Annotated in this window: 24 protein-coding genes; 10 read left to right on the forward strand and 14 right to left on the reverse strand. The window is 69.5% G+C overall.

The genetic code is table 11. From position 1 onward, the window contains the following. Positions 1-26: 26 nt before the first annotated feature. The 4 genes from M3195_RS00670 to M3195_RS00685 all read left to right on the forward strand — a co-directional run bounded on the left by M3195_RS00670 (position 27) and on the right by M3195_RS00685 (position 4,247). Positions 27-569 (forward strand): ECF transporter S component, encoded by a 543-nt coding sequence (locus M3195_RS00670; protein ID WP_251584221.1) that lies wholly within the window; start codon positions 27-29, stop codon positions 567-569. Positions 570-763: 194 nt separating this feature from the next. Next, positions 764-2,548 (forward strand): ABC transporter ATP-binding protein, encoded by a 1,785-nt coding sequence (locus tag M3195_RS00675; protein ID WP_251584222.1) that lies wholly within the window; start codon positions 764-766, stop codon positions 2,546-2,548. Next, positions 2,545-3,360 carry an energy-coupling factor transporter transmembrane component T gene (locus M3195_RS00680; RefSeq protein ID WP_251584223.1) on the forward strand — a complete coding sequence of 272 codons (816 nt, stop codon included), beginning with the start codon at positions 2,545-2,547 and terminating at the stop codon, positions 3,358-3,360. Before M3195_RS00675 ends, M3195_RS00680 begins: the two co-directional genes overlap by 4 nt. Positions 3,361-3,371: 11 nt before the next feature. Then, a complete protein-coding gene (locus tag M3195_RS00685; RefSeq protein WP_251584224.1) occupies positions 3,372-4,247 on the forward strand; it encodes a siderophore-interacting protein in 876 nt (291 codons plus the stop codon). A 38-nt stretch (positions 4,248-4,285) separates the two neighbouring features. Here M3195_RS00685 and M3195_RS00690 read toward each other — a convergent pair whose 3' ends face one another. The 4 genes from M3195_RS00690 to M3195_RS00705 all read right to left on the reverse strand — a co-directional run bounded on the left by M3195_RS00690 (position 4,286) and on the right by M3195_RS00705 (position 7,243). Continuing rightward, positions 4,286-4,657, reverse strand: a complete 372-nt coding sequence (locus tag M3195_RS00690) for a type II toxin-antitoxin system PemK/MazF family toxin (RefSeq protein WP_251584226.1) — start codon at positions 4,655-4,657, stop codon at positions 4,286-4,288. Then, positions 4,654-4,875 (reverse strand): ribbon-helix-helix domain-containing protein, encoded by a 222-nt coding sequence (locus tag M3195_RS00695; protein ID WP_251584228.1) that lies wholly within the window; start codon positions 4,873-4,875, stop codon positions 4,654-4,656. Before M3195_RS00695 ends, M3195_RS00690 begins: the two co-directional genes overlap by 4 nt. Positions 4,876-4,993: 118 nt before the next feature. Then, a complete protein-coding gene (locus tag M3195_RS00700) occupies positions 4,994-6,157 on the reverse strand; it encodes an acyl-CoA dehydrogenase family protein (protein ID WP_251584230.1) in 1,164 nt (387 codons plus the stop codon). 150 nt (positions 6,158-6,307) lie between these two features. After that, a complete protein-coding gene (locus M3195_RS00705) occupies positions 6,308-7,243 on the reverse strand; it encodes a M15 family metallopeptidase (protein ID WP_251584231.1) in 936 nt (311 codons plus the stop codon). A 90-nt stretch (positions 7,244-7,333) separates the two neighbouring features. Between M3195_RS00705 and M3195_RS00710 the strand changes: the two genes are divergently transcribed. From M3195_RS00710 to M3195_RS00720, 3 genes are all read left to right on the forward strand, one after another. Next, positions 7,334-7,477 (forward strand): hypothetical protein, encoded by a 144-nt coding sequence (locus tag M3195_RS00710; RefSeq protein WP_251584232.1) that lies wholly within the window; start codon positions 7,334-7,336, stop codon positions 7,475-7,477. 61 nt (positions 7,478-7,538) lie between these two features. Beyond that, entirely contained in the window at positions 7,539-8,657 is a 1,119-nt protein-coding gene (locus tag M3195_RS00715; protein WP_251584233.1) for an Rv2578c family radical SAM protein, read from the forward strand. A 61-nt stretch (positions 8,658-8,718) separates the two neighbouring features. Further along, on the forward strand, positions 8,719-9,258 hold the full coding sequence (locus M3195_RS00720) for a YaeQ family protein (protein WP_251584234.1): 540 nt from the start codon (positions 8,719-8,721) through the stop codon (positions 9,256-9,258). 119 nt (positions 9,259-9,377) lie between these two features. On the opposite strand, the gene M3195_RS00725 is transcribed toward M3195_RS00720, so the two are convergent. Beyond that, positions 9,378-11,513: a DEAD/DEAH box helicase gene (locus M3195_RS00725; RefSeq protein WP_251584240.1), complete on the reverse strand. Its 2,136-nt coding sequence runs from the start codon at positions 11,511-11,513 to the stop codon at positions 9,378-9,380. Between the two features lie 275 nt (positions 11,514-11,788). On the opposite strand from M3195_RS00725, the gene M3195_RS00730 reads away from it, so the two are divergent. Further along, positions 11,789-12,685 carry an aldose 1-epimerase family protein gene (locus tag M3195_RS00730; protein WP_251584242.1) on the forward strand — a complete coding sequence of 299 codons (897 nt, stop codon included), beginning with the start codon at positions 11,789-11,791 and terminating at the stop codon, positions 12,683-12,685. Between the two features lie 5 nt (positions 12,686-12,690). Here M3195_RS00730 and M3195_RS00735 read toward each other — a convergent pair whose 3' ends face one another. Both M3195_RS00735 and M3195_RS00740 read right to left on the reverse strand, forming a co-directional pair. Next, positions 12,691-15,900, reverse strand: a complete 3,210-nt coding sequence (locus M3195_RS00735; protein ID WP_251584245.1) for an efflux RND transporter permease subunit — start codon at positions 15,898-15,900, stop codon at positions 12,691-12,693. Between the two features lie 18 nt (positions 15,901-15,918). After that, complete coding sequence (locus M3195_RS00740; protein WP_251584246.1) at positions 15,919-16,512, reverse strand: TetR/AcrR family transcriptional regulator; 594 nt, start codon at positions 16,510-16,512, stop codon at positions 15,919-15,921. Between the two features lie 167 nt (positions 16,513-16,679). Here M3195_RS00740 and M3195_RS00745 point away from each other — a divergent pair, with 167 nt between their 5' ends. Further along, a complete protein-coding gene (locus M3195_RS00745) occupies positions 16,680-17,417 on the forward strand; it encodes an ABC transporter ATP-binding protein (protein WP_251584248.1) in 738 nt (245 codons plus the stop codon). A 2-nt stretch (positions 17,418-17,419) separates the two neighbouring features. Further along, a complete protein-coding gene (locus M3195_RS00750; protein WP_251584250.1) occupies positions 17,420-18,817 on the forward strand; it encodes an FtsX-like permease family protein in 1,398 nt (465 codons plus the stop codon). A gap of 1 nt (position 18,818) precedes the next feature. On the opposite strand, the gene M3195_RS00755 is transcribed toward M3195_RS00750, so the two are convergent. From M3195_RS00755 to M3195_RS00785, 7 genes are all read right to left on the reverse strand, one after another. Then, positions 18,819-20,000, reverse strand: coding sequence for a Gfo/Idh/MocA family protein (locus M3195_RS00755; RefSeq protein WP_251584253.1), 1,182 nt, complete (start codon positions 19,998-20,000; stop codon positions 18,819-18,821). Between the two features lie 42 nt (positions 20,001-20,042). Further along, a complete protein-coding gene (locus tag M3195_RS00760) occupies positions 20,043-21,104 on the reverse strand; it encodes a LacI family DNA-binding transcriptional regulator (protein WP_251584257.1) in 1,062 nt (353 codons plus the stop codon). Between the two features lie 3 nt (positions 21,105-21,107). Beyond that, a complete protein-coding gene (locus M3195_RS00765) occupies positions 21,108-22,001 on the reverse strand; it encodes a carbohydrate ABC transporter permease (RefSeq protein WP_251584266.1) in 894 nt (297 codons plus the stop codon). After that, positions 21,994-22,950, reverse strand: a complete 957-nt coding sequence (locus M3195_RS00770; protein ID WP_251584268.1) for a carbohydrate ABC transporter permease — start codon at positions 22,948-22,950, stop codon at positions 21,994-21,996. The genes M3195_RS00765 and M3195_RS00770 overlap by 8 nt, the downstream gene beginning before the upstream one ends. A gap of 4 nt (positions 22,951-22,954) precedes the next feature. Then, positions 22,955-24,226 (reverse strand): ABC transporter substrate-binding protein, encoded by a 1,272-nt coding sequence (locus tag M3195_RS00775; protein ID WP_251584270.1) that lies wholly within the window; start codon positions 24,224-24,226, stop codon positions 22,955-22,957. A gap of 98 nt (positions 24,227-24,324) precedes the next feature. Continuing rightward, the gene (locus tag M3195_RS00780; protein WP_251584280.1) at positions 24,325-24,684 is read right to left on the reverse strand and encodes a fluoride efflux transporter FluC; all 360 of its coding nucleotides are present in this window, start codon (positions 24,682-24,684) and stop codon (positions 24,325-24,327) included. Continuing rightward, the gene (locus M3195_RS00785) at positions 24,681-25,070 is read right to left on the reverse strand and encodes a fluoride efflux transporter FluC (protein WP_251584282.1); all 390 of its coding nucleotides are present in this window, start codon (positions 25,068-25,070) and stop codon (positions 24,681-24,683) included. Before M3195_RS00785 ends, M3195_RS00780 begins: the two co-directional genes overlap by 4 nt. Positions 25,071-25,141 lie beyond the last annotated feature (71 nt).

A 25,141-nucleotide genomic window follows, 5' to 3' on the forward strand; every position in this document is an offset into this window, starting at 1 on the left:
CATCCCTCCGCAAGTAGTCTGGAGAGGTGGCCCGCACCCCTCTCCTGTCGACGCGCGTGCTGCTCGTCTGCGCCGCGATCGGCGTCGCGACCGGCATGCTGGGCGGCATCGCCGGCCTCATCACGCCGGGCGTTCTGATCCTCACGCCGTACCTCTACGGCCTCGTGCTCGGCTCGCACGTGCTGCCGGGGATCATCGCGCAGGAGGTGCTGCGCCGACCGCTCGTCGCGCTCGTCACGCACGTGATCGCCGCGCTCATCTCGAGCGCCTTCAACCCCGCGTGGGCGCTGCGCTTCATCGGCACGGCGCTGCTGTTCGGCGCGATCCAGGAGGGCATCGCCGCGCTGACGCGCTACCGGACCTGGGGCGCGTGGCGGTTCTTCCTGTCGGCGGGTGTGATCGGCATCCTCGTCGCCGTGGTCGTGTTCTTCGCCGCGCACCTCGGAGCCCTGCCGCTGTGGGCGCAGATCGCGTACCTCGTGGTGTCGGTGCTCGGCCCGGTGGCCTGGACCGCGGTCGGGCTCGCGATCGGCACGGCGCTCAGTCGCGCGGGCGTCGCGCGGCGCTGACCTCGCGCGGCTGCCCCGTCTCTGCGCCGAGACCCACCACCCGCGTCCAGACCCATCACCCGCGACGGCGGTGGCGGTGGGTTTCGACGCGCCCGGTGGGTTTCGGCGTCAGGGGGCCGGACCGAGCGGGCATCGCGAGTCAGGTAAGGCTGGGCTAAGTTGGAGAGGTACCGACCCGCGATCCGAGGGATGCCGTGCGCTCTTCCGCACCTCTGCTCCGCGTGCGCGACCTCTCGATCACGCACGCCGATGCGGCGCGCCCCTCCCCCGCCGACGTGACCTTCGACATCCGTCCCGGCGAGGTCGTGCTGCTGCTCGGCCCATCGGGATCGGGCAAGTCCACGCTCACCCTCGCCCTCAACGGCCTGATACCCCATGCGGTGCCGGCGACCATGACCGGCCAGGTCGTCGCGGGCGGCCTCGACACGACCGAGGCGCTGACAGCGACACTGAGCACCCGCGTCGCGATGGTGTTCCAGGATCCCGATGCGCAGATCGTGACCGGCACCGTGTACGACGAGGTCGCCTTCGGACCGGAGAACCTGCGACTGCCGCTCGACGAGGTGCGTGCGCGGACGGAGGGGGCGCTGCGACGCGTCGGCCTGTGGGAACGGCGTGCCGAGAACCCCGATCGACTGTCGGGTGGCGGGCGCCAGCGCCTCGCGATCGGCTGCGCCCTCGCGATGGGGTCGCCGCTCATCGTGCTCGACGAACCCACCGCGAACCTCGACCCGCAGGGCATCGACGACGTGTACGCCGCACTCGCCGATGTCATCGCCGCGGGTGACCGGGCGATCCTGCTCGTCGAGCACAACCTCGACGCTGCCATGTCGTTCGTCACCCGCACCATCGTGCTCGACCGCTCGGGACGCATCGCATTCGACGGAGCGCCCGCCGACGTCATCCGCGAGCATGTCGACGAGCTGGTCACGATGGGCGTCTGGCTTCCGGCGGCCACGATCGCTGCGCTCCGGATGCGGGATGCCGGCGCCACGCTGGATCCGCTGCCCCTGACACCGGACGAACTCGCCGCGGCCCTCGCCGCGGGCGGGTCCTCTCCTGGGCCGCCCCGCGAGGAGCGCAGCGACGCCTCCTCCCGGTCGTTGAGCGAGGAGCGCAGCGACGAGACGAAACGCGGCGAGACTCGCGGAATACCTCACCGCGTTTCGTCTCGCTCCGCTCGCTCAACGACCGAGGAGAGGGCGACGACCGCGGCGGCGCAGCCGATCGTCCGCGCACACGGGCTGACCGTCCGGCGCGGGAGGACCGAGATCCTGCACGGAATCGACCTCGACATCGCACCCGGCACCTTCACGGCGATCGTCGGCACCAACGGCGCGGGCAAGACGACCCTCCTGCAGGCGCTCGCGGGTGTCGTTCCTCCCCCGAAGCGTCAGGTGGTCGTCGACGGCGTCGACCCCGCTGCGGCATCGCCGCGCGACCTCGCGAGCCGGATCGGCTTCGTCTTCCAGAACCCCGAGCACCAGTTCATCGCCCACACCGTGTTCGACGAGCTCGCGCACGGCCTGCGGCTGCGGCACCTGTCGGATGCCGAGATCACCGAGCGCGTGCAATCGATGCTCGCGCGATTCGGCCTCGAGGCGAAGGCCGACGTGCACCCCTTCCTGCTCTCCGGCGGCGAGAAGCGCCGTCTCTCGGTCGGAACGGCGTTGATCACCCGACCCGGAGTGCTGGCTCTCGACGAGCCGACGTTCGGGCAGGACCGCGCGAGGGCCGCCGAGCTGCTGACGCTCCTCCACGATCTCCGCGCTGAGGGCACCACGATCCTCATCGTGACCCACGACCTGCAGCTCGTGGCCGAGCACTCGACGCACACGATCGTTCTGCGCGACGGACGCATGCACGCGGCCGGCACCACCGCCGACCTGTTCCGCAGCGAGCGGACGTTCACGGAGGCCGGGCTGCGGCTCCCTCCCCTGCAGCGCGTGCTCGCGGCATCCGGATGGGCGATCGCATGACCCTGATCGTCGACCCGTATGCAGCCCTGGCGCCGACCTCACGTCGCCAGTTCCTGTACGCGCTCAATCCGCTCGCGAAGATCGTGGGCGTCGTGCCGGCGATGGTGCTGCTGATCTTCGTGCGCGATCTCGCGACACCCGCCGCCTTTCTCGTGCTCGCGCTGGCGATGATCGCGGTCGGCGCGCGCCTCACGGCCCGCACGGCGGCGCTGCTCTTCGGAGCGCTGCCGCTCGGCATCCTCGCGATCGGCGTCGGCTTCTCGCTGTGGGTGGATGCCTCTCTCGTCGCCGACACCCCCGCCGTGGTGCAGATCGGGGGATGGACCCTTCACCAGGGCGCTCTCGCGATCGGCTTCGCGACCGGACTGCGGCTGGGCGCGATCATCGCCCTCGCGCTGATCGGCGGGCTCACGACGACCGGCCCCGACCTCGTGCGCGCGAGCGTGCAGCAGCTGCGGGTCCCGTATCGCGTCGGATACACAGCGCTCGCGGCGTTCCGGTTCGTGCCCCGCTTCGGATACGAGCTGTCGGTCATCCGCGCCGCCCATCGGGTGCGCGGCCACCACGGCGGACGCGGACCGTTCGCGCGGATCGCTCGCGGGTGGGGCTACATCGTGCCACTGCTCGCCGGAGCGATCCGCCATGCCGAGCGCGTCGCCCTCGCGATGGATTCCCGCGCCTTCGGCGCCCACCCGACCCGCACCGAACGACACCCGGTGCCCTTCCGCGCACGCGACGCCGTGTTCGTGGTCCTGTGCCTCCTCGTCTCCGCCGCGGTGCTCGCGGCGTTCTTCCCCTGGCAGCTGCCCTGAAAGGCGTCCCCATGGCATACAGCAAACTCGTGAAGCCCGAGTCGTCCGAGCTCCTGCACCTCACCGTGCTGCGCACGGAGCGTCTCGCCCCACATTGGATCAGGGTGACGCTCGGCGGCGGCGAGATCGCGAAGTTCCGCCCGATGGGCTTCGACCAGTGGTTCCGTCTGTTCCTGCCGATCGGAGGGGATGCCGGTCTCGACCGCGTCCCCGCCAAGGCGAACAAGATGTTCGGGTACCTGAAGTTCCTGCGGATCCCCGACGGCGAGCGACCCGTGATGCGCAACTACACGGTGAGTGCGTACCGGCCCGCGACCGCTGAGGGCGGCGCCGAGATCGACGTGGACTTCGTCCTGCACGGCTCCGCGGCCGACGGGACGGCCGGACCGGCGTCGCGCTGGGCGGAGACCTGCACGCCGGGCGAGAACGTGCTGATCATCGACGAGGGACTGACCTTCAACCCGCAGCGCGGGACGGACCGGGTCGTGCTCATCGGCGACGAGACGGCGCTGCCGGCCATCGCGTCGATCTGCGCATCGCTCCCCGAGGGCGCGACGGGCACGGCGATCATCGAGGTCCCCTCCGACGAGGATGCCCTCGACTTCCCGCATCCTGCAGGCGTCGACATCGTCTGGCTCACGCGTCCGCACGAGTTCCCGCCGGGATCGCGCGCGCTGTCCCAGCTGCACGACTTGGCACTGCCGGAGGCTCCGTTCCACGTGTACGCCGCCGGAGAGCAGTCCCTCGCCTCGGGTGCGCGCAAGCACCTCGTCGGCGAGCGCGGCGTCGACAAGAACGCCGTGAGCTTCTGCGGCTACTGGAAGGTCGGCGCCGCGTCGCCGGCATCCAAGGCCGCTCGGGATGCCGCGGCCGAGCCGCTCGCGTAGACGCCGGCGCCCCGACGCGCCGGCGAGTGCAGACCCCGTCACAGAGCCAGATGCAGGCGCAAGGCCTCGTCGATCTCCGCGACGAGTTCGACAGGAACCCACCCCACGGGTCTGACGATCCGGTCGACAGCGATCGTTCGTATCTGCTCCGCTTGCGCCTTCGAATCGCGGTCAAGACCGGTGGCCTCTGCGGGGAGCAGCACCTGAAACGGGCGCACCCGCGCTACGTTCGACGTCAGCGGCACTATCGTCACCGTCGCCCGGGCCGACCGCGCAGCCGCACCATTGGCGGTGTTGTTACTCACGAGGACCGCAGGTCGCGTCTTGCTCGCCTCCGACCCCACCGCGGGATCGAGGGAAACGAGCAGAATCTGCCCTCGGCGCAGAAGCGGCAGCGCATCTGCGCTCATGCGCTGGCGAGTCCGTCCTCGTCGGCCGCATCCCAGGCGTCGTCGTAGTCCTCGGCATATGCCTCGGCGTAAGCGTCAGCCAGTCGGCTCTCCCGGAGCAATCGCACGGCATCCTGCACCGCCGCTGAGCGCGAGGAGTACCGTCCACTCAGCGCCTCCAGATCGAGGAACGCCACGTCCGCTGTGCTGAGACTGAGGCTGATCTTGGTATTACCCATGCCGTCGATGCTACTCCGGTAGCAATACTCTTGCTACCGATCGCCGCACCGGGCCGACCGGTATGCAGCAGGTGCACGCGAAAGCCCCGGGCGAACCCGGGGCCCTTCGGCGTACGGCTCAGCGCTTGCCGGCGATCTGCCGCCCGACGATCTCGCGCATGATCTCGTTCGTGCCGCCGTAGATGCGGTGCACGCGGGCGTCGAGGAACGCGCGGGCGATCGGGTACTCGGTGATGTAGCCGTAGCCGCCGTGCAGCTGCACCCCGGCGTCGAGCACCTCCCACTCTCGCTCCGTCGCCCAGAACTTGACCTTCGCGGCCTCTTCCGCCGAGAGCTTGCCCTTCGAGTAGGCGAGCAGCGCGCGGTCGATGTAGGCCCAGAGGGCATCGACGGTGGTCGCCATGTCGGCGATCTGGAAGCGGCTGTTCTGGAAGTCGATGATCCGCTCGCCGAACGCCTCGCGGTCCTTCGTGTAGGCGACGGTCCAGTCCAGAGCTGCCTGCGCGGCCGCCGCACCGGCGACGCCGATCGACAGGCGCTCGAGCGGCAGGTTCATCATCAGCTGGATGAATCCCTTGCCCTCTTCGCCGCCGATGAGGTTCTCGTCGGGTACGAACACGTCGCTGAATGACAGCTCCGCGGTGTCGTGACCCTGGAAGCCCATCTTGTGCAGCTTCTTGCCGTGGTCGAAGCCCTCCATGCCGTTCTCGATGAGCACCAGGCTGAACGCGTCGGGGCGGTTGCCCTCGCCGGTCTTCACGAAGGTCACGACGAGGTCAGCGGTCGCGCCCGAGGAGATGAACGTCTTCGCACCGTTGACGATGTAGCCGCCGTCGGTCTTCTTCGCGGTCGTCTTGATGCCGCGGAGGTCCGAGCCCGCACCCGGCTCGGTCATCGCGAGAGCGCCGATCACCTCACCCGTGGCCATGCGCGGCAGCCACTTCTCCTTCTGCTCCTGCGTACCCATGTGCACGAGGTACGGGACGGCCAGGTCATCCTGAATGCCGAAGGCTCCCGCGAGCGAGCCCGCTCCGGCGGCGATGACCTCCTCGTTGACGATCGCGCGGAAGCGGTAGTCCTGCAGCATGCCCGCTCCGCCGAACTCCTCGGGCACCGATAGTCCGATGATGCCGGCCTCTCCGGCGGCGAGCATGGTCGCGCGGTCGACCTCGCCGTCGGCGTCCCACTTCTCGATCGCCTCGTGCGTGACGTGGCGCTTGACGAAATCCTTGACGAGGTCGCGGAATGCCTCGTGATCCTCTTCGTAGATGTCGCGTTCCATGCCGTCCTCCCGAACGTCTCGTGCGTCGTTGCTCCGGCGATCATATGCCGGTAGGACGGGGAGAACACAGTGCGTTGTGAGAATGCATCCCACTTCCGGTGAGACTGGGTACCGCGATTGTCGGATGCCGCCAGGCGGCCCCGCGTGGGGTCAATGCGGGTACTCGGGCGCCGCCGGGAGGCCGAAGAACTCCTCGAGCGTGTGATAGCCGCCGTGATGATAGGCCGCCGCGAGCTCGCGCCCCAGATAGCGCAGATGCCATGGCTCGGGCTTGTAGCCGGTGATGCCGGAGCCCACCTGCTCGTAGCGCACGATGAAGCCGTACTCCCAGGCGTTCTCGGCCACCCACGCGCCCTGCGGTGTGCCGCCGAACGCGTCGATCTCACCGCACCCGGGGCTGCACGCGACGACGTCGAGCGCGAGTCCGGTCTGGTGCTCGCTGTGCCCCGCGCGAGCCGACGCGGCATCCGCCCCCGCCTGGCCGCTGTTGCGCACGTGCGAGGCATGCGTCGACACCTGCAGGTCGTACGAGCGGTACCCGTTGTTCGCGCCGATCTGCCCCGCGCCCTCCGCGACCGCCGCGGCGGCCATCTCACCCACCGCGGCGGACACATCCGTGCGGGCCTGACCCGACGGTGTCGTCATCTCGAGGGGCATGTCGGCGAGCGACGTCGGCGCGAAGGTGACCGGATTCAGCGGTCGCGTCTTGTTCACGACGACCCACACGTGCGCCGGGTCGTCGAGAGCGATGCACGGCGCATTGCCCGCCACGACCGCGTTGCGGAAGCTCGCTCCTCCGCCGAAGCCGGCGATGATCGCGGCGTCGTCGGCGACGGCGATGGCCTCGAGCACCGACGGCTCCGAGCACGGATCGGCCGCCGTGGTCGCGCCGACCTGCACCGCCGGTACCTCGGCGACGACCACCGGCTCGGGCATCGGCGTCTGCGGCTCCGCGGAGTCCTCGACGGGCGCGCCGGCGATCGACAGGAGGATGCCGACGGCGGTCACCGCGAGGCCGATGGGCAGTGCTGGTCCGCGAATCGGGGAGCGCGGCGCCGCATGCCGAGGCTGCGGCGTGGAGGTCATCCCTCCATTGTGCCGCGCATGGCTGGACGCCGCATGCCGTGACTCGATCGGTCTCGACCCTGCGCCGCCGTGATTCCGTAGGCTGAGGGCATGCACGCGCGCGCGGTCGATCCCCGGCTCTGCCCGACCTGCGGCGAATCGCTCGCGTTCGAGATCCTCGACGACGAGCGCTTCCTCGTGGTGTGGTCGTGCGTGGAGTGCGGGGTGATCCGGGCGACCGAACCACCCGGATGATGTTCGTCTCTTTCTTCGAATCTCACTTGCCATTCATTCGTCTTCATGTTCGAATGAGACTATGCGGTGGCAGGGACAGAAGGTCGGCGAGACGGATGCCGCTGCGCTCCCCGGGCTCGAAGATCGATCGAGCGTGCTGCGATCGGTGACGACGCCCGAGTTCGCCGGCATGACGTTCCACGAGGTGCTGTCGAAGTCGGCGCTCAATCACGTGCCCGGCGCGTCGCGCATGCCCTTCGCCTGGACGATCAACCCCTACCGCGGATGCAGCCATGCCTGCGTGTACTGTTTCGCCCGGGGCACGCACGAGTACCTCGACCTCGACGGCGGTGCGGACTTCGACTCGCAGATCGTCGTGAAGACCAACGTCGTCGAGGTGCTGCGGCGGGAGCTCCGCAAAGGGAGCTGGCAGCACGAGACCGTCGCACTCGGCACGAACACCGACCCGTACCAGCGCGCGGAGGGTCGGTACAAGCTGATGCCCGGAATCATCGAGGCGTTGGCGGAATCGGGTACTCCGATCTCGATCCTCACCAAGGGCACCTTGATCCGCCGCGACATCCCCCTGCTCGTGAAAGCCGCGCAGCGCGTTCCGGTCGACGTGCAGATGTCGATCGCGATGTACGACGACGAGTTGCAGAAGGCGATCGAACCCGGAGCGCCGACGACGCAGGCGCGACTCGACACCGTGAAGGCCCTGTCGGACGCCGGGTTCCCGGTCACCGTGTTCCTCATGCCGATCATGCCGCACATGACCGATTCGGTCGAAGCAATCGACATCGCTCTGAAGCGGATCAAGGATGCCGGAGCGCGGCGCGTCATATACGGGGCACTGCATCTGAGGTCCGGCGTGAAGCCCTGGTTCATGCAGTGGCTCGGCGAGGCACGGCCGGATCTCGTGTCGTCGTACCTCGGGCTCTATCCCGGGGTCGCGGCCGAGGCGCCGAAGGGGTACAGGCAGTGGCTCGCCAAGCGCGCTCGACCGCTGATCCGGATGCACGGGCTCGACGGTCGCGACGAGAACGACTACCCGCAGCGGGGCTCGCGGTCGGGCGAGGGCCACGTCGGCTCGATCTGGCGTCAGAACGAGCCGCAGGGTGGGGCTCGGGCGACGACAACCGTCGGGTTCCGGACGACAGGACCGAGCAGGGAGGCACCCGCGCAGCCGATGCTGTTCTGACGGTCGCGGTCGGTATCCGTCCGTCCGGCACGCCGCGTCGCAGCCCGTAGGCTCGAGGACTATGGCGATCGGCTCGACAATCCACACGTTCGACGTGCAGCTCGCAGACACGGATCGCGGCGTCTACGAGGACTACTCCCTCCGTGCGGCACGGCATCCGTCCGAGACCGACGCCTATCTGCTCACGCGCCTGCTCGCACACGGACTCGAGTACGCCGAGGGTGTTGCCTTCGGCGGCAGCGTCTCCGACACCGAGGAGCCGGCTGTCGTGGTGCGCGATCTCACCGGCCGCATCACCGCGTGGGTCGAGGTCGGAGCGCCAGATGCCGAACGCCTGCACCACGCCACGCGTCTCGCCGACCGCGTCGTGGTCTACACGCACCGCGATCCGGCCAAGGTCATGGCGCCGTGGGCTGACAAGCGCATCCACCGCGCCGATGACGTGCGCGTGTTCAGCTTCGATGCGGGATTCATCGATTCGGCCGCGTCCCCGCTCGAGCGCCGGAACACCGTGACCATGACCGTCACCGAGCAGACGCTGTACCTGACACTCAACGGCACGAGCCTGACGACCGCGGTGCACGAACACTCGATCGGCTGACGGTCTGCGCGGCGTCACCGCGTTTCGTCTCGTCGCTGCGCTCCTCGCTCAACGACCCGCGAGGGGCACGAAAGGCCCCGCCCGCAGTAACGCGGGACGGGGCCTTCACGACGGAACGGTCAGCTGGTGAGGTCGGCCGCCGACGGCATCCGACCGGCGATCTCCTCGATCAGGTCGTCGTCGACGCGCGCGTTCTCGAACGGCGCCTCGATCTCGGCCCGGCTCAGCAGCTCGCTCATGCGGCGCTGACGCTGACGCGTGATGAGCGTGACGACGCGACCCGAGCGGCCGGCGCGGCCCGTGCGGCCCGAGCGGTGCAGGTACGTCTTGTACTCATCCGGCGCGTCGGCCTGGATCACGAGGTCGATGTCGTCGACGTGGATGCCGCGGGCGGCGACATCCGTCGCGACGAGCACGTTCACGCGACCCGAGGTGAGGCGCTCGAGGTTGCGCGTGCGCTTGCCCTGGTTCAGGTCGCCGTGCAGCGAGACCGCCGGGATGCCGGCGTCGTCGAACTGCTCGGCGAGCATCTCTGCGTAGGCCCGAGTGCGGGCGAACACGAGGGTCTTGCCCTCGCGGTCGACGAGCGACGTGAGGATGTCGGCTTTGTCGCGGTGCTCGATCACGAGCACGCGGTGCTCGATCGTGCTGGACTCCTGGTCCTCGCCGGCGACCTCGTACACGGCCGGGTCGACGAGGAACTCGTCGACGAGGGCTGCGACCTCACGGTCGAGCGTCGCCGAGAACAGGAGCTTCTGGCTGCCTTCGGCCGTGTGGCGCAGGATGCGCTGCACCGGCTCGACGAATCCGAGCTCGCACATGTGGTCGGCCTCGTCGAGCACCGCGATGCGGCAGTCGGAGAGGTCGAGCTTGCCCTGGTTGATGAGGTCCTCGACGCGACCGGGCGTGCCGATCACGATGTCGACGCCCTTCTTGAGGGCGCCCACCTGGCGACCCTGCGGCACGCCGCCGTAGATCTGGGTCGTGAACAGTCCGACGCTGCGGGCGATCGGCTGGATCGTACGGTCGATCTGCAGCGCGAGCTCACGCGTCGGCGCGAGGATGATCGCGCGCGGCGAGCGTCCGAACTCGCGACGCTTACCGGCCTGCGACTGCAGCACCTTCTCGACGAGCGGTGCGCCGAAGGCGATGGTCTTGCCCGAGCCGGTGCGTCCGCGGGCGAGCACGTCACGACCCTCGAGCACGGCGGGGATGCTGGCGGCCTGGATCGGGAACGGCGTCTCCGCGCCCATGTTCGCGAGCGTCTCGACGATGTTCGACCCGAGGCCGAGGTCGGCGAACGTCACGTCGTTCACCTCGACGGCCTGCACGGCCTTCGCCTCGAGACGCTCGTGCACGACGTCTTCGGTCGGCTCGAAGGATGCCTTCGGCGTCGCGTTCCAGTCGCTGCGGCTCGGACGCGCGTCGCGGCCGGCGCGGTCCTCACGGCGAGGACGCTCGGTGCGGTACGCGCCGCCGGTCGAGGGGCGCGAGCGCTCGTCGCGTCCACCCTCGATCGCACGCTGCGTGCGGTCACGGTCGAAGGCGCGACGGGCACGGTCGGCGTCGTAGGAGCGTGCAGGGCGATCGGATGCTGCGCGGTCGTCGCGCTGCGGGCGCGCATCGCGATCGAAGCGAGGACGCTCGGCTCCACGGTCGGAGTACCGGAGACGCTCGCCACGGTCATCACGACGCGGGGCACGGTCACCGTAGCCACGGTCGTCGCGCTGCGGGCGTGCGTCGCGGTCGAAGCGGCGGCTCCCGCGGTCATCGCGGTCGAAGCGCGGACGCTCGCCACGGTCGTCGCGGCGCGGGGCGCGCTCGTCGAAGCGACGGCCGCCGGACGGACCGTCGTTGCCGTAGCGGGGACGCTCGGGCCGCTCGCCGAAACGAGGGTTCTCGTCGCGACGATGCGGAGCCTCGCGGCGTCCGGACTCGGCGCGGTTGCGGATGCCGCGCGCCTCGTCGCGACCGGCGCGCTCCTGCGAAGACCAGCGCTGCTTCGGAGCCCCGCCCTCATCGGCTGCGCGGTAACCGCGGTGGCCGGGGCTGCGGCTGCCGGGACGGCGGTCGAAGCCGGCCGCCGCAGGACGCCGCTCTCCGGCATCCGCTCGTCCGCCACGGGCGTCGCGGGTGTCGCGGGCTCCGTCGCGTCCGCCGGCGTGACGGTCGTGGAACGAGGTCTTCTTGGCGCCGTAGCGCGGTTCGAAGTTGGCGGCGGGGCGTCCGCCGCGGGGCTTCTTGTTCTTGGGCATGGGATGTCCTTCGAGTTCTCGCACGAGAACAGCGCTGCCGCGCACACGCGCGAGCACCCGGCATCCGATCGAGGAATCGAACTGCGGGTCCGGACTGTCAGCGGCCGGGGCCATTCATGTGATGGTTGATTCACGTCGATCGACGCTCACCATCGGCCCCTGGGCTCACACTTCTTGCACAAAAACGTCCGCGTCCACACGCGGGTGCCCGAAGCCGACACTCCCAGCGTACCGGTCCCGCCTGGGAGTCCGCCTGGCCGCTCTACGATGGCGGTGTGAACTCCGCATCCCCCACCGGCAACCAGGTCCATCTCCAACTCGGCGAGGTGTCGGCGCAGATCGCGCAGGTGGGCGCGTCGCTCCGCTCGCTGCGCATCGGGTCGGTCGATCTGGTCGCGCCGTATCCCGAAGATGCTCCGACGCCGTCGGGCTCCGGCGTGGTGCTCGTGCCGTGGCCCAACCGGGTCCGCGACGGCCGGTGGGACGACGACGGCATCGAACGACAGCTGGCCATCACCGAGCCGAAGTTCGGCAACGCCAGCCACGGCCTACTGCGGTTCACCGCGTACGAGATCACCGAGGGCGCGTCGGCCGCCACTCTGCGCGCATGGGTCGTGCCGCAGACCGGATACCCGTACCTCCTGGAGACGAGCGTCACCTACACGCTGCGCGCCGACGGCATCGACGTCGAGCACGTCATCACGAACCGGTCCGAGACGCCTGCGCCGGTCGCGGTCGGGTCGCATCCGTTCCTCACGATCGGCGATGTCGCCGAGGCGGACCTCGTGCTGCGGGTCTCGGCGGACACGGCGATCGAGACCGACGAGCGGATGCTGCCCGTCGGCACCCACCCGATCGACCCCGCCGTGCGCGACGGGGTGCGCGTCGGCGACGTGTCGCTCGACACGGGATTCATCGATCTCGAGCGGGATGCCGACGGCCTCGCGCGCCACTCCCTCACCGCGCCCGACGGCCGCCGCCTGACGCTGTGGCAGGGTGAGGGCTATGAGGTCGTGCAGGTCTTCACGACCGACAAGTACCCCGGACGCCCGCTCGCCGTCGCGATGGAGCCGATGACGGCTCCGGCCGACGCGTTCAACAGCGGCACGGGACTGCGCCGACTCGCGCCGGGCGAGACCTGGACCCTGCGCTGGGGCATCACACTCGACTGAACCCGCTACTCGGCGCGCTCGCGCAGCTCCCGTCGCGTGAGCTGCGGCGCGTGCGGGAGGCCGGATGCCGGAGCCGACGAGGCTCCGGATGCCGTGGCACCAGCGAGCGCGGGGCCGTCCGTCCCATCGGGGGTGGCGTCTGCGGCATCCGGCGGTGCCGAGTCGCCGCGCTTGCGGGCCTGTCGCCGCTCCTTCGCGCCCTCGACGAGGTTGTACAGCGTCGGGAGCACGATCAGCGTGAGCACGGTCGACGAGAGCAGTCCGCCGATCACGACGATCGCGAGCGGCTGCGAGATGAAACCGCCGTGACCGGTGATGCCGAGCGCCATCGGGGTGAGCGCCAGGATCGTCGCGAGCGCGGTCATGAGGATCGGCCGCAGACGCTTCTCACCACCCGCCATCACCGCCTCGGCGGTCGACAGCCCCTTCTCCCGATACTGGTTCACGAGATCGATGAGCACGATCGCGTTCGTCACCACGATGCCGATGAGCATCAGCACACCGATCAGCGAGGCGACGCCGAGGGGCACGCCCGTCACGACCTGCAGCAGGATCGCCCCGGTCGCCGCGAACGGCACCGAGATCAGCAGCAGCAGCGGCTGACGCAGCGACTTGAAGGTCGCGACCATCACGACGTACACGATGAGGATCGCCGCGAGCATCGCGAGTCCGAGCTGCGAGAACGAGTCTGACTGCTGCGAGGCGACGCCGCCGACCTCGGCCGAGGCGCCGGCGGGCAGATCGACCGCGGCGAGCGCCTCGTTCACCGACTGGGTCGCCACGGCGAGGTTGTCGGATGCCGGGGGCACGGTGATCGTCGCGGTGCGGCGACCCTGCTCGGTGGTGATCGAGGTGGGGCCGTTGCGCTCCTCGACGGTCGCGAGGTCCTGCAGCTGCACGATGCCCGTGGGGGTGGGGATCGTGAGCTCCCGCAGCGCCTGCGCGGTCGTGGGCGGTGTGGCGTTCGCGAGGTAGACGGTCAGCGAGGAATCGTCGATCTCGACCGATCCGAGCTGCTGCGGACGCATGGTGTTCGACACGATCGCGCCGACGGCGACCTCCGACAGACCGCGGGCCGCGGCGGCGTCACGGTCGACGACCACGGCGAGGTAGGGCAGGGCTGCGGCGAGGTTGTCGGTGACCTGGCCGATGCCGTCGCGTCCCTCGAGCTCGTCGACGACGGCCTCGGTGGCGGTGTTCACGTCGTCGCTGCTCGATGCGCTGACGGTGATCTCGATGTCGCTCGATCCGAAGCCGGTGGATGCCGCGACCGACACCTCTCCGACGTCGGTGAGTTTCTCGATCGCGTCCTGCACCTCGGCACGAAGCGCCTCCTGATCGGCGTCGCTGTCGGTGAGCACGGAGTAGGTGACCCCGGCGCCGCCCGAGAACGCGTCACGGAGCGCGGAGCCGCTGGAGCCGATCGACGCCTGCACATGCTCGACGCCGTCGATGTCGAGCAGGGCGTCCTCGACCGCGATCGCGGCCTCCGACTTGGTCTCCAGGCTCGCGGTGGGGCCGAGATCCTGCGTGACGGTCATGGTGTTCTGGCCGGAGTCGCTGAGGAAGTTGACCTTCATGAGCGGTGCGGCTGCGATCGTGCCACCGAGCACCACGATGGCGAGGAGCACGGTGATCCACGAGTGCTTGAGCGTCCACCCCAGGATCGGGCGATAGCCACGCTGCAGACGGGTCGGCGGAGCATCCGGGTGCTCCGGGTCGATCCGCGTGCCGCTGTCGTCGAGCAGCGGCTTGCCCGGGCGGAGGAACCAGTAGGCGAGCACCGGCACGATCGTGAGCGACACGAGCAGCGAGGCGATCATCGCGATCGACACGGTCATGGCGAACGGCCGGAACAGCTCGCCGACCGCGTCGCCGACGAACACGAGCGGCAGGAACACCGCGACGGTCGTGATGGTCGACGAGGTCACGGCCATCGCCACCTCGCGCACCGCGAGGCGGATCGCGTCACCCTTGTCGGCGTCGCCGACGTAGTGCCTCTTGATGTTCTCGATCACCACGATGGAGTCGTCGACCACACGTCCGATCGCGATGGTCAGCGCGCCGAGGGTGAGGATGTTGAGCGAGTAGCCGAACGCCTGGAGTCCGATGAAGGTGATGAGCACGCTCGTCGGGATCGAGATGGCGGTGACGAGCGTCGACCGCACCGACAGCAGGAACACGAGGATGACGAGGACGGCCATCACGAGGCCGAGGAGTCCTTCGGTGGCGAGGGTCTCGATGGACTGCACGATGAACGGCGCCTGATCGAAGATGATCGTGAACTCGGCATCCGGCAGCGCCTCGCCGATCTCGTCGAGCGCGGCGATGATGCCCTGCGAGACCTCGACCGTGTTCGCGGCGGGGAGCTTCGTGATCGAGATCGAGAGGGCGTCCTCACCGTCGACCCGCGAGATCGACGACACCGGATCGCTCTCCTGCACGACGGTCGCGACGTCGCCGATCGTCACATCGGTCCCGACGAGGGGCAATGCGGCGATCTCCTCGACCGAGGTGATCTTCGCGCCCGTCTGCACCGTGAGCGTCTGCCCGTTCTCGGTGATGTCTCCGCCCGGGAACAGGGTGCCGTTCTGCTCGAGCGCGTCGCTGATCGCCTGCGCGCTCTCTCCCTGCGCGGCGAGTGCGGCGACGTCGGGCGTGATGGTGATCCGCTGGCCGACGCCGCCGATGATCTGCGCCGCATTGACCCCGTCGACGTCCTCGAGGTCGGGGATCGCGACGTTCTCGAGCTGGGTCTGTGCGTCGTCGGCGTTCTCGAAGCCGGTCACGGCGACCTGGATGACCGGGAAGTCGTCGACCGACACCGCGAGCACCTGGGGGCTGACGTCTTCCGGCAGCTGCGCCGAGATGCGGTTGATCGCCTGCTGCATCTTCTGCTCGGCGGTGGCGAGGTCGGTGCCGTAGGAGAACGTCGCCTGCACGACCGACGCATTGGTGGTGCTCGTCGCGGTGGTGCTCTCGAGTCCCGGCACGCCCTGGATCGCCGCTTCGATCGGTGTCGACACGTCGTTCTCGACGACCTCGGGAGAGGCACCGGGATAGGTCGTCGTGACGACGAGGTTCGGAAGCTCGAGTGAAGGGATGAGTTCTTGCTTCAGGTTGGTGAGAGCGAGTCCGCCGAACACCGCGGTGACGATCGTGATGAGAGCGATCAGGGCGCGGTTCTTCAGGCTCAGGACGGCGAGTTTCGACACGGATTCTCTCTCTGTCGGTCAGGCGGTTGCGGCGGCGGTGGATGCGGGTGCGGACGCCGGTGCGGGACAGAGGATCCCGGCGAGGGCGTCTCGGATCAGCTCTTCGTCGAGCGGCTCGTCGTGGATCTGCGAATGCCAGAGTACGCCGTCGATGAAGACGGCTGCCGCCCTGGCCCGGTCGCGGCCGTGCACGGGTGCCATGAAGCCGACGATCTCATCGGACCACTGACGCGCGAACGCCCGCACGCGAGGGTCGTGGACGGCGGCGGTGACCACCGCGCGATCGGCATGCACGGCGCGGGCGTCGTCGAGCGCCTGCCGGACGAGACGGGCGATCCCGGTGGGCGTGACGCCCTGGGCGACGACCGCCTGCCGGGTCTCCTCGATGCGCTCCTGGATCTCTGCGGCGAGCGCACCGAGGGCGGCTTCGCGGAGGTCGTCGAGCGTGGCGAAGTACTGCGTCGTGGCTCCCAGCGGCACGTCTGCGCGGCTGGCGACCTTGCGGTGGGTGAGCGCATCGACGCCCGCCTCGACGATGAGTTCCGCGGCGGCTGTGACGATCGCGCGGCGGCGCGCCTCGGGGTCGCGGCGGCGCCGGGTGACCTCGCTCATCCGACCTCCTGTACGGGCGTACATGTACGTTTGTACATTTTGGCCCGCGAAGCTGGGTGTTCGCTCGGCGTCGACCGGTCGGCGCCGTTGACGTCTGCCCTCCGGGAGTTGTGAACGCGCACCCTCTACCGTGTCGGAGTCCCCGCACCGCCTGTCGAGAGTCACATATGTCCGCCTCATCCATCATCCGCGCCGAAGGTCTGGTGAAGACGTTCGGCACCGGCGACGAGATCACCCACGCCCTCCGGGGCATCGACATCGCGTTCGATCCGGCCACCATCACCGCCCTCATGGGCCCGTCCGGCTCCGGCAAGTCGACTCTCCTGTACAACCTCGCCGGACTCGACACCCCGACGGCGGGTCGGTCGCTGCTGCAGGGCGTCGACATCGCGGCCCTGTCTCGGCCCCAGCTCGCGGAGTTCCGTCGCGACCACGTCGGCTTCGTGTTCCAGCAGTACAACCTCATCCCCTCGATCACGGTGTTCGAAAACGTCGCGCTCCCGGCTCGGCTCGCGAAGCGGCCGGTGGATGCGGAGCACATCCGTCGCGTGATCGCAGAGGTCGGGCTGCAGGGGCGGGAGAACCGCATGCCGAGCCAGCTCTCCGGTGGGCAGCAGCAGCGTGTGGCTGTCGCTCGCGTCATGGCCGCACGTCCCGAGATCGTCTTCGCCGACGAACCGACCGGGGCGCTCGACACCGCCACCGGGGCCGCCGTGCTCGCCCTCCTCCGGCGGTCGGCGACCCAGTACGGTCAGTGCGTCGTGATGGCCACCCACGACCCCTCCGTCGCCGCGCAGTGCGACCGCGTGGTGTTCCTGCGCGACGGATCACTGGTGTCGCAGATGGCCTCACCCACCGCGGAGAGCGTCGCCGAGAAGCTCGTCGAACTGCGCGAAGGCGCGTGATCGTGCGCCACCTCGTGATCTCCGATCTCCGGCACTCGCTGCGCATCTGGGCCGGATCGCTCTTCGTGCTCGCCGTCGCGCAGATCTGCTCGATGGTCGTCCTCGGACTCCTCATGGTCGGCGTCGAGAACATGTGGATGCTGGACGCCGACCCCGCGTCCCTCCCCCGCGTCGTCGACGCCGACGGCACCGAGATCCCGCCTGAGGCGGTCGCGTTCACCCCGGGCGGGATCGTGAGCGCGACGTCGGTCAGTTTCGTCATCCTCGCGGTGGTCGCTTCGCTGACGGTTCGCAACGTGATCAACTCGATCGTGTACCAGCGCCGCCGTGTCATGGCGTTGTGGCAGCTGGCAGGGATGACCGACCGGCAGCTCCTGGGCATCCTGCGCGTCCAGGTCGCACTGCTCTCCGGAGCCGCGATCCTGATCGCAGCGCCCGTGGCGGTGCTGCTCACTCCGTCCGTCCTCGATCTGCTGCGCGCCACCGACCTGCTCTTCGCCCCTCCGATGACGACTCGGTACGTGTTCGGAGGCTATGCGATCGGCGCGGCCCTCGGCGTCCTCATCTGCGTCCTCGCCGTGCGCGGCGCGAGCAAGGAGCTGAAGTCGCTCAGTCCGCTCGAAGCGATCCGCTCGGAGGGCGTCCGGGAGATCCCGATGACCCGCCGTCGCTGGATCTCCGTCGGCGTCTGGGGCGTCGTCGGCATCGCGGCCGCGGTCGCGGCTCTCTCGGCGAAGACCCTGTCGGGCGCCAGCGACGCCTCTCTCCTGGCCGCCCTCATGGGCGTCGTGGTGGTCAACGTGGGCGGCCCCGTGCTGATCGGCGGTCTCGTGAACGGCTGGACGAGGCTCGTACCCGAGCATGTCTCGGCATCGTGGTTCCTCGCCCGCAAGACCCTGCTCGCGGCGACGGCCCGCCTCGTATCGACCGTCGGATCCGTCTCGACGGCCGTCTTCCTCTTCGTCGCCATGTTCTCTCAGCAGACCGCCGGCGGTGGCGAGGCCCAGGCAGCGGACTTCGTGCTCATCGCCGGCTTCCCGCTGGCGATCTCGATCGCGGGCTCGATCGTGGCCGTCTTCATGGCGGGCCAGCAGCGCGAACGGGAGATCCACCTGGCCGAGCTCGCGGGCGCGACCCCCGCTCAGCAGACTCGCCAGGCCGTCTTCGAAGCGGTGATCGTCGTCGTCACCGGCGCTGCGATCGGCCTCGCGCTCAGTGTCGTCATGCTCGGCCTGACCATCCCGACCCGGCTCGCCGTCACCGGCGACGGGTCCCTGCACGTCGCGGGAGAGTACTTCGCCGGCATCGCGGCGACGCTGCTCCTGCTCAACATCGTCGCGACCGTCGCGCCGACGCTGATCGCCCAGGCGGCGCGTGACCGGATCGCCGTGCCGGAGTGAGTCAGGCGGCGGATGCCTCGACCTGGCCGCGCTCGAAGTAGGCGACGAGGTCGGCATCCAGCTCAGGGATCTCGATCGCCGAGCCGTCGCCGCGCAGCGACTCGGTCGCGAGGATGCCGGCGGCCACCGCCTCGCGAGCGGCGATCGGCGACGTCTCGGTGAGCCCCCCGTCGCGGACGAACCGCAGGAACTCCGCGACGAGCAGCGCGTCGGCACCCTCGTGACCGGCGTCGACGACCTCGGGCACGAGGAACGTCTCGTCGGCAGCGGCGGCACCACGATGCCGACGGTTCCACAGGCGCACCTCGCTGCCGGCGGTGTCACCGACGTTCTCGATGCGCCCCTCGGTGCCGATCACGGTGTAGTTGCGCCAGTAGTCGGGGGTGAAGTGGCACTGCTGGTACGAGGCGAGGATGCCGCCGGACAGCCGCATGTTCACCATCGAGATGTCCTCGACATCGACCACGGGATTGAGTCCGGTGAGGGAGGCGGGCGGCCAGTTGTCGACGCTGAACCAGTCCGGCATCCGCTCCCCCGGCCGCTCCCGCCGATCGGTGATCGTGCCGTACACGCTGAGCTCGCCCATCGCTGAGACCCGCTCGGTGTAGGCGCCGGCGAGCCAGTGGATGATGTCGATGTCGTGCGCGCCCTTCTGCAGCAGCAGACCGGTGGTGCGGCGGCGGTCGGCGTGCCAGTCCTTGAAGTAGTAGTCACCGCCGTGCCCGACGAAGTGACGCACCCAGACGGCCTTGACGTCGCCGATGCGTCCGTCCTGGATCAGGCCGCGCATGAGCGTGATCACGGGCATGTGCCGCATGTTGTGGCCGATGTAGAGACGGCTGCCGGTGCGGCGCGCAGTGCGCAGCATGGCGTCGGCGTCGGCGAGGTCGATCGCGAGGGGCTTCTCGCAGAACACCGCGACGCCGGCCTCGAGGGCGCGGATGCTGAGTGCGGCGTGGGTGTCGTCCGGCGTGAGCACCATGACGGCGTCCACTCCCGAGGCGAGCAGCTCGTCGAGCGAGTCGGTGACGAGCGCGTCGGGCAGCACGCGGCGCGCGTCGTCGCGCGCCCGCTCCGAGGGGTCGCAGACAGCGGTGATGCGCGAGCCGGCGCCCGGGCGGTGCACTTCGTCGCGGAGAGTGGCGCGCGCGCCGAAGCCGATGATTCCGATGGAGAGATCCACGATGGTCCTTCTGGGGTCGAGAGAGTGTGCGAGACGTCTGCGTCAGCGCGTGCGGGATGCCGGGGCGTCGAGATCCGTCGACGCCCCGGGGAAGAGTGACCACGGGAACTCGTGGGCGAGGGTCGGAGCGTCGTCGGGGGCGAGCGCGCGATCGATGATGATGCGCGCCTGACTCGCGAAGAAGTCGGTCGGGCCGACGGTGGTGAGCGTCGGGGCGACGCGCTGCGCGTCGGGCGTGTTGCCGATGCCGATCACCGCCACGTCGTGCGGCACCCGCAGGCCAAGCATGTGCGCCGCGTTGATCGCGGCGATCGCGGCGAAGTCGGTCGTGGCGTAGATCGCCTCCGGGCGGTCCTCACGAGACAGCAGTCCGACGGCGGCCTCGAACGCGCTCGACTGCGAGTCGCCGTACGTCGCCGTCCACGCGGGATCGACGTCGAGGCCGGCTGCGGCCATGCGGTCGAGGTAGGGCGTGTACCGCGTGATCTGCGTCGGCGCCAGGCGCACCGCGCCCTCCGCCGTGAGAGCGCCGATCCTCGTGTGCCGTTCCAGCAGGTGGTCCATCGCGATCTCGCAGCCGGGGATCGCATCGGAGCGCACGACGTCGAAGCCGTCCGGGTCGAGCGGTCGTTCGGTGAACACGACGAGGCGCTGCCCCCGGCGCACGAGGTCGCCGAGCTTGCCCACGGCGTCTTCGTCGAGTCCGATGCCGTCGAGATACGCCACGTCGCTCTCGACCCGGTCGAGGGCCGCGTGCCAGTCGCCGTCAGCGAGGATCAGCGTCGTCAGCCCGTGCCTATTCGCCTCGACGTTGACGGCGTCGGCGACCGCGAGCGACCACGGGTCGCTGAGCATGTGCAACGAGAGCTGCACCATGCCGGTGCGGCCGGTCCTGATCGCGCGTGCCGCGCTGTTCGGACGGTAGTTCAGCTCGTCGGCGGCGGCCAGGACCTTCGCAGCCGTCGCCTCGGCGACACCGGCGCCGGATGCGGAGCCAGCACGTCCGGAGAACACGTACGACACGGTCGCCGTCGACACACCGGCTCGCTCGGCCACCATCCGCAGCGTCGGTCGTCGGGGTGCGTGCGTTCTGCGCTCCGCCACGGGTCAGCCCTTCGATCCGCTGAACGCGATGCCCTGGATGAACTGACGCTGCAGGATCATGAAGGTCACCAGCATCGGCAGGGTCGCGAGCAGCGCACCGGCCATGAGCACCGGGTAGTCGGTGCCGTGGATGCCGACGAGCTGCGACAGCCCGACCGACAGCGGCATGCGGGCAGGGTCGGTCGTCACGATCAGCGGCCAGAGCAGATCGTTCCAGGACCACAGCACGGTGAACACCACAAGTGCGATGATGCCAGGCTTCGCGAGCGGAACCATGATCCGCCAGAAGGTCTGCCACGGATTCGCGCCGTCGATGCGCGCCGCCTCCTCGAGCTCGGCGGGCATCGACAGGAAGAACTGCCGCATGAGGAACGTGCCGAACGCACTGAAGATGCCGGGGACGATCAGCGCCTGCAGCGTGTTGAGCCACCCGAGCGACTGGATGATCTCGTACTGCGGCAACAGGTAGAGCTGCGACGGCACCATGAGCACCGAGAGGAACACGACGAACAGCGCGTTGCGGCCGGGGAACGGGATGCGGGCGAACGCGTATCCCGCCATGGTGCAGAGCACGACCTGACCGACCGTGCGCCCGACCGTGAGCAGCACCGAGTTCGCGAACATCTGCGCGAAGGGCATCGAGTCGAACACCTCGGCGAAGTTCGTGAACACCCACTCGCGCGGAAGCAGGCTCGGCGGCACCTGCACCGAGTCGGACAGCGTCTTGAACGACGTCAGCAGCTGCCAGATGAACGGGAACACCATGAGCACCGCGCCGACGATCAGCACGAGGTGCACGATCCACAGGCCGCGGTTCTTCGGCGTTCCGGCCGCGCGGCGTCGACGGGAGGCATCGGCGCCCACGATCGCTCGGGTGTCGAGGGAGAGGTCACTCATAGTGCACCCACTTCTTCTGCAGACGGAACTGCACGATCGTCAACGCGAGGATGATGAGCAGCAGCAGGAAGGCGACGGCGGCCGCGTAGCCGCGATCGTTGTCGAGGAACCCCGCTTCGTAGAAGAGGTAGACGACCGTGCGGGTGTTAGGCATGGCCGGGTTGCTGCGCCCCAGCATCATGTAGACGAGGTCGAACACCTGTAGCGCGCCGATCACGCTGATCACGCTGACGAAGAAGATCGACGGCGACAGCAGGGGGATCGTGATGGAGAAGAACTTGCGCACGGGGCCGGCGCCGTCGAGATCCGCCGCTTCCATGATCGTGTCGGGGATGCCCTGGAGGCCGGCGAGGAAGATCACGATGTTCGTGCCGAGCCCCGCCCAGATGCCGACGACGGCGATCGCGACGAGCGCGGTGTTCGGGTCGGTCAGCCAGCTGCGGCCGTCGATGCCCGCGGCGCCGAGCACGGCGTTGAGCACACCGTAGTCGCCGTTGTAGATCATGCGCCAGACGAGCGCGATGGCCGCCGGCATCGTCACCACGGGGATGAAGTACAACGTGCGGTAGGCGCTGCGTCCCTTGAGCCCGGTGGTGTTCAGCAGCGCCGCGATCGCGACCGCGAGCGGGATGCCGATGAGGGCGATCACCGTGTAGATCGCGGTGTTGCGCAGCGCGCCGATCAGCTCGGGGTCCTGGAGAAGGCGCGCGTAGTTCTCGAGCCCCACCCACTCCGAGCCGCCGAACGGTCCGGACTTCGTGAACGAGATGATGAGCGTCCGCACGGTCGGCCACAGGTAGAACACGGCGATGCCGAGCGCGGTGGGGCCGAGGAACACGAGCGCCCACCAGGGCGAGGCGCCGGGGGTGCGTCGGCGGCGGGTGCCGGGGCGCTGCGCCTCCGGCATCCGCTCGGCCCGCACGGCCTCGCGCGAGGCGACGACGGTCATGAGGTCACTCCTGCTCGGCGTCCAGAGCCGTCTGCATCTGCTCGGCGAGGTCCTGCAGCCCGGCTTCAGGCGTGACGGCCCCCGACCAGACCTGCGACAGCACCTCGCTCTCGATGCTCGTCCACGCCGAGGTGTTCTTCGAGACGGGGTAGGGCACGGCGGTGTCGAGCGCGTCGATGTAGACCTGCAGGTCGAACTGCGGCTGCGCGTCGACCCAGGCCTGCTGGGTGTCGCGGAACGCGGGGATCACGGTGCCTGTCTCGGCCTGGATGGTCGCGGCCTCCTCGGCGCTCGCGAACGCGGCGAACGCCTTCGCCTCGGCGAGGTGCGGGCTCTTGGCGTTCGCGACGTTGCCGACGCCGTGGATGACGCTCTGGTTGCCGGTCGGTCCCTCGGGCAGTGGCGCGACGTCGACCTTGTCGGAGATGTCGGCGTTCTCGCCGTAGGCGATCGCAGCCCAGGAGCCGTTCTGGAACATCGCGACCTTGCCGGAGAGGAAGAGGTCTTCGGGATTGGTGTCGGTCATCTGCTGCGCGGTCGGCGACGCCCCCGCCTCGATGAGGTCGGTCCACAGCTCGACGCCCTCGAGTGCCTCGGGGCTGTCGTAGCCCGTGGTCGTGCCGTCGGCGGAGATCACCTCGCCGCCTGCCTGCGCGATCGAGTTGTAGTAGTTCTCCTGTCCGTACTGACTCGCCGCGACGCCGTACTGACCGGTCGCGGGATCGGTGAGAGCGGCGGCCGCGGCGGTGAAGTCGTCCCACGTCCAGCCTGCGGCCGGGTAGGCGACGCCGGCGGCGTCGAACAGCGCCTTGTTGTACCAGAGCGCGACGGTGTCGAAATCCTTCGGGGCGCCGTAGAGCGTGCCGTCGAAGGTGTAGAGGTCGACGAGTCCCTCGGGGTAGTCCGCGGCATCCACCCCCGCGTCGTCGAGCGGGGCGAGCTGGCCGTTGGAGGCGTACAGCTGGAAGTTCGGACCGTTCATCCAGAACACGTCTGCCGCCGAACCGCCGGTCGCGGCCGTCTGCAGCTTCGTGAAGTACTCCTTGTACGGCGTGACCTGGATGTCGATCGTGACGTTCGGGTTCTCCTTCTCGAACGCGGCGGCGATCTCCTCCATCGCGGGCTTCTGATTCTCGTCCCAGATCGCGTAGCTGAGGGTGATGTCACCACCGGAAGACTCGCCGCCTCCGGTCCCCGAGGAGCAGGCGGTGAGCGAGACGACGGCCGCGGTGGCGGCGGCGAGGGCGCCCAGGGCGCGGCGGGAGGTGCGGGGCATCGGTGTCTCCTTCGACGGGTGCGATCGCGTGTTAAACGTTTAGCAGTTAAACGATTAGCAAGAGAGTAGCCCGCAAGCGAGCATCTGCGCAAGAGTCGTCAGAGCTGCGCGCCGAGCAGCAGTCCGGCCGCAGCGGCCGCGACGCCGAGCACCAGCATTCCGACGGCGTCGAAGACGGACGCCGCTCGCTCGCCGTCGCTCCACAGGGCGACGGCGTCGAGCATGGCCGTGCTGAACGTCGTGTACCCGCCGAGCAGCCCGGCGCCGATGATGAAGGCGACATCGGGCAGCGCCGTCGTCACGACGCCGAGGGCGAACGAGCCGGTGAGGTTCACCACGAGGATGCCCCAGGGGAACCGTCGTCCCGCGATCGATCCGACGGCCAGGTCGAGAAGGTATCGCAGCACCGCGCCCGCTCCCCCGGCGAGCGCAGCGCCAAGGAAAAGCAGCGCGCTCACGACGCAGCCTCCGCCGGTCGTGCGGTGCCGCGCGGTCGCCCGAGCCGCAGCCCCAACGCGGCGGCGGCGAGTCCCAGCACGAGGCTGCCCACCGCGTACACCGCGGCGAGCGCGGGCGTGGCGGACCACAGCTCCACGGTGCCCGTCATGAAGGCGCTGTAGGTCGTGAAGCCGCCGAGCACCCCGGTGCCGAGCAGCACGCGCAGATCGGTGCTCTGCGGCATCCGGGCAGCGAGGACTCCGATCAGGAGAGCGCCGACGACGTTGACGACGAACGTGGCGATCGGGAAGCCACCGGCATCCGCGATCCAGAGGCCCAGCGCGAGTCGGCCGGCCGTGCCCACGGCGCCCCCGACGAAGACGAGGAGCACGCGGCGGGGAGTCACCCGGCAACTCTAGCCCCGGTGTCGATCCGCCCCGGAGCGCACCGTCGCAGGGCGACCGGCGAATGTCAACC

It is taken from the genome of Microbacterium hydrocarbonoxydans (assembly GCF_023715885.1).
In the GTDB taxonomy this organism is placed as follows: Bacteria; Actinomycetota; Actinomycetes; order Actinomycetales; family Microbacteriaceae; genus Microbacterium; species Microbacterium hydrocarbonoxydans_C.

What these genes read in the sequence shown, in the direction of transcription:
- M3195_RS00765 (WP_251584266.1), bottom strand. Translation starts at nt 22,001, where the DNA reads ATGAGTGACCTCTCCCTCGACACCCGAGCGATCGTGGGCGCCGATGCC.
- M3195_RS00715 (WP_251584233.1), top strand. Translation starts at nt 7,539, where the DNA reads ATGCGGTGGCAGGGACAGAAGGTCGGCGAGACGGATGCCGCTGCGCTC.
- M3195_RS00705 (WP_251584231.1), bottom strand. Translation starts at nt 7,243, where the DNA reads ATGACCTCCACGCCGCAGCCTCGGCATGCGGCGCCGCGCTCCCCGATT.
- M3195_RS00685 (WP_251584224.1), top strand. Translation starts at nt 3,372, where the DNA reads ATGGCATACAGCAAACTCGTGAAGCCCGAGTCGTCCGAGCTCCTGCAC.
- M3195_RS00720 (WP_251584234.1), top strand. Translation starts at nt 8,719, where the DNA reads ATGGCGATCGGCTCGACAATCCACACGTTCGACGTGCAGCTCGCAGAC.
- M3195_RS00695 (WP_251584228.1), bottom strand. Translation starts at nt 4,875, where the DNA reads ATGGGTAATACCAAGATCAGCCTCAGTCTCAGCACAGCGGACGTGGCG.
- M3195_RS00680 (WP_251584223.1), top strand. Translation starts at nt 2,545, where the DNA reads ATGACCCTGATCGTCGACCCGTATGCAGCCCTGGCGCCGACCTCACGT.
- M3195_RS00700 (WP_251584230.1), bottom strand. Translation starts at nt 6,157, where the DNA reads ATGGAACGCGACATCTACGAAGAGGATCACGAGGCATTCCGCGACCTC.
- M3195_RS00710 (WP_251584232.1), top strand. Translation starts at nt 7,334, where the DNA reads ATGCACGCGCGCGCGGTCGATCCCCGGCTCTGCCCGACCTGCGGCGAA.
- M3195_RS00745 (WP_251584248.1), top strand. Translation starts at nt 16,680, where the DNA reads ATGTCCGCCTCATCCATCATCCGCGCCGAAGGTCTGGTGAAGACGTTC.
- M3195_RS00770 (WP_251584268.1), bottom strand. Translation starts at nt 22,950, where the DNA reads ATGACCGTCGTCGCCTCGCGCGAGGCCGTGCGGGCCGAGCGGATGCCG.
- M3195_RS00740 (WP_251584246.1), bottom strand. Translation starts at nt 16,512, where the DNA reads ATGAGCGAGGTCACCCGGCGCCGCCGCGACCCCGAGGCGCGCCGCCGC.
- M3195_RS00725 (WP_251584240.1), bottom strand. Translation starts at nt 11,513, where the DNA reads ATGCCCAAGAACAAGAAGCCCCGCGGCGGACGCCCCGCCGCCAACTTC.
- M3195_RS00690 (WP_251584226.1), bottom strand. Translation starts at nt 4,657, where the DNA reads ATGAGCGCAGATGCGCTGCCGCTTCTGCGCCGAGGGCAGATTCTGCTC.
- M3195_RS00775 (WP_251584270.1), bottom strand. Translation starts at nt 24,226, where the DNA reads ATGCCCCGCACCTCCCGCCGCGCCCTGGGCGCCCTCGCCGCCGCCACC.